Here is a 2,023-nt window from a genome sequence, read left to right on the forward strand (position 1 = left end):
CAGCCGCCGAGCAGCCCCGCCTGCGCGTGGAGCTGCCCCCCTCCGAGGCGGAGGCCGCCCGGCTCCGCGAGGCCGAGGAAGCCCACGAGCGCGCCGAGGCCCTGGCCCGCCAGCGCGCCGAGGCCGCCCAGGCCGCCCGCGCCACCACGGACGCCGCCGAGCGCGCCCGGCTGGAGGAGGAGGCCCGCGCCCTCAAGGAGCGCGAGGAGGAGGAGAAGCGCGCCGAGTACCGCGCCAAGAAGGCCGCGGACGACGAGGCCCGGGAGCGCCGCAAGCGCGAGCAGGCCGAAGCCCAGCGGCTGCTGGAGGAGGAGCGCGCCCGCGAGGCCGCCGCCGCCGAGGAGGCCCGCCGCGCCGAGGAGGCCGCCGCGCGCGCCAAGGTGGAGGCCGAGGCCGGCCGCACCCTGGCCCAGGGCCTGGACAAGACGCGGAACCAGGGCTTCATGGCCCGGCTCAACGGCCTGTTCGGCCAGCAGCGCCAGGTGGACGAGTCCGTCCTGGCGGAGCTGGAGGAAATCCTCTTCACCGCCGACATCGGCGTGCGCACCGCCAACCACCTGGTGGAGGTGGCCCGCGAGAAGCTCAAGCGCAACGAGCTGAAGGACCCCGAGCGCATCAAGGGCCTCATCCGCGACGAGGTCGCCCGCATCTGCGACTTGCCCGTCCCGCGCTCCCTGGAGGGCGGCGGCCCGCCGCACGTCGTCATGGTGGTGGGCGTCAACGGCGCCGGGAAGACGACGACCATCGGCAAGCTGGCCGCGAAGCTCACCAGCGAGGGCAAGAAGGTGGTGCTCGCCGCGGGTGACACCTTCCGCGCCGCCGCCACCGAGCAGCTCGACGTGTGGGCCGAGCGCGCTCAGGCCCAACTGGTGAAGGGCGCCGAGGGAGGAGATCCCAGCGCCGTCATCTTCGAGGCCATCAAGAAGGCGAAGGAGGAAGGCGCGGACGTCATCATCGCGGACACCGCCGGTCGGCTCCACACCAAGGCCCCGCTGATGGAGGAGCTGAAGAAGGTGAAGCGCGTCATGGACAAGGCCCTGCCCGGCGCGCCGCACGAGGTGCTGCTGGTGCTGGACTCCACCAACGGCCAGAACGCGATTCAGCAGGCCAAGCAGTTCCACGAGGCCGTGGGCGTCAGCGCCATCGCCCTGACGAAGCTGGACGGCACCGCGAAGGGCGGCGTCGTCATCGGCATCTGCGACGAGCTCAAGCTCCCCGTCGTCTGGGTGGGCGTGGGCGAGAAGGTGGCCGACCTGCGCCGCTTTGAGCCGCGCGAGTTCGTCCGCGCCCTCTTCGACTGAGGGCCCGCGTCACTCCCCCATCAACCCGGGGATGAGCTGCTCCAGCAGCTCCTTCGACTGGGCGTCCATCTCCTGGAAGGCCTCGAAGCCCTGAAGGCCCTGGAGCGCCTCCAGGTCCATGCCGGGCAGCGACTCCAGCCCTTCCAGCCCCTCGAAGCCGCCCAGCACCGACTCCAGCCGGGGCTTGCCCAGGTCCGCGTCGCCCTTCGCCTCCCGCCACCAGCGCGTGCGCAGCCGCTCCAGCGCGCTCGCGTTGGCGGGGCTCGCCTTCGCCAGCTCCTTCGTGAAGCAGTCCTTGCACGTCCACTTGAAGCGGTACGTGTCCACGTAGGCGCGCAGGGCCTTGAGGAAGGCGGCGTCTCCCACCAGCTTCCTGGAGGCGTGGTGCAGCAGGGGCGCCTTGCCGTAGACGAGCGCGCCGTACTCGAACTCATCCGCGAAGTGGCCCGTGGGCCGGTCCGCGCGGCCGTCCTTGCCGCCCGTCATCCGGTAAAGGTGGTACTGCCCCACCAGCGTCTCCTGCCGCGCCGACTCCGCCACCTTCTTGCCGTGCTTCCATTCGAGGTAGAGGAGCGCGGCGTACTGGGCCAGCGACTCGTCCACCACCGGCTCCAGGATGGGGTCCGAGCCCACGAGCCCCGCGAAGTACTGGTGCGCCACCTCGTGCGCCACGGTGAACTCCAGCGTGCGCTCCATGGCGCCGTTGAGCTGTCCCAGCACCC

The 2,023-nt window shown here is 72.0% G+C and carries 2 protein-coding genes; one reads left to right on the forward strand and one right to left on the reverse strand.

What is annotated here, in order from left to right; all coding sequences use genetic code 11:
- On the forward strand, positions 1-1,301 hold a 1,301-nt coding region (ftsY, locus tag G4D87_RS37035), incomplete at its 5' end, for a signal recognition particle-docking protein FtsY (RefSeq protein WP_163787484.1).
- Positions 1,302-1,310: 9 nt separating this feature from the next.
- Here the strand turns inward: ftsY and G4D87_RS37040 are convergent.
- The coding region (locus tag G4D87_RS37040) for a M1 family aminopeptidase (protein ID WP_163787485.1) at positions 1,311-2,023 on the reverse strand (713 nt) is incomplete at its 5' end.

Source organism: Myxococcus vastator (assembly GCF_010894475.1).
In the GTDB taxonomy this organism is placed as follows: Bacteria; Myxococcota; Myxococcia; order Myxococcales; family Myxococcaceae; genus Myxococcus; species Myxococcus vastator.